The sequence below is a fragment of the Parafrankia soli genome, from assembly GCF_001854695.1.
GTDB classification, from domain to species: Bacteria; Actinomycetota; Actinomycetes; order Frankiales; family Frankiaceae; genus Parafrankia; species Parafrankia soli.
In genome coordinates this window covers 1-1,182 of sequence record NZ_MAXA01000190.1, presented here as the reverse complement: position 1 = coordinate 1,182, position 1,182 = coordinate 1, and the positions used below count along the sequence as shown (strand labels likewise).

At 69.5% G+C, this 1,182-nt stretch carries 2 protein-coding genes; both read left to right on the top strand.

From position 1 onward, the window contains the following. A partial coding sequence (locus tag BBK14_RS15090) for a helix-turn-helix domain-containing protein (RefSeq protein ID WP_241831498.1) occupies positions 1-209 on the top strand: 209 nt, incomplete at its 5' end. Next, positions 206-1,182, top strand: a 977-nt coding sequence (locus tag BBK14_RS15085) for a site-specific integrase (protein WP_071063050.1), incomplete at its 3' end; no start/stop codon positions are given. The genes BBK14_RS15090 and BBK14_RS15085, both read left to right, overlap by 4 nt.

Sequence of the window (1,182 nt, the reverse complement as noted above, 5' to 3'; positions counted from 1 at the left end):
GGACGTGCGTGATGATCCAGCCCCGCGCCGTGGCTCCCAAGAGCGTCCGGCCCGCCGAAGCTGCCGCCCTGTTGGGCGTCTGCCGGGACACCGTCTACGTCCTGATGCGCTCCGGGCGTCTGCGGTCGATCAAGGCTGGTCGGGCTCGCCTGATCCCGCTGGCGGCAATTGACGAGTTCCTGTCGGCTGATGAGGAGTTCGCGGCATGACGGGCCGTCGCCGTCGGGCTCACGGGGAAGGCTCGGTGTACGAGCAGCGGCCGGGCGTGTGGGCCGCGGTCATCGACCTCGGGTGGATCGACGGGAAGCGGAAGCGGAAGTACGTCTACGCCAAGAGCGAGGCGGAAGCGGTCCGGAAGCGCGACGAGCTGCGGCGCCAACTTCAACTCGGCGTCGACCTCACCGCGCAGCCTCGGACCGTTGAAGCGTGGCTGACCGAGTGGCTAAGGGACGTGAAGGCTCACGACGGCACTCGGCCGTCGACGCTCGCCCGCTACCGACTGGCCGTGACTAAGCATCTGGTGCCGGGGTTGGGTCGGGTGAAGCTCGACCGGCTGACGCCTCGGGAGGTACAGAGGTTCCTGACCGGGCTTCGGGGCACGCTCGCGCCAGCCAGCATCATCAAGGTTCACGCGGTTCTGCGTGTCGCCCTGGCCGACGCTGAGCGGATGGACCTCGTCGCGCGCAACGTCGCCAAGGCGGCCAAGCCACCGGCCCTCGGCCGGGTCGAACGACGGGCACTGACTCCCGAGGAAGCGAAGCAACTGCTGTCGGTGCTCACCGGGGACCGGTTGGAGTCCCTGTTCGTCCTGGCGCTGGCCACCGGGCTTCGCCGGGCGGAACTGCTGGGCCTGCGCTGGTCGGATGTCGACCTGCCCGGTAAGGCGCTGTTCGTTCGCCAGACGGTCCAGCGCACGGACCGCGGCTTGGAGTTCGTGCCGCCGAAGACGCACCGGTCGAGTCGGCCTCTGCCGCTGTCCGCGTTGGCGGTCCGGGCGTTGGAGGCTCAGCGGGTCCGGCAGGCCAAGGAACGGCTCGCGGCGGGGGAGCTGTGGTCGGACTTCGGTTTGGTTTTCGCCAGCACGATCGGCACTCCGATGGAGCCGCGGAACGTCAACCGCCGCTTCGAGCAGCTCCGGGCTGTGGCCGGTCTGGACTGGCTGCACCTGCACGATCTGCGCCA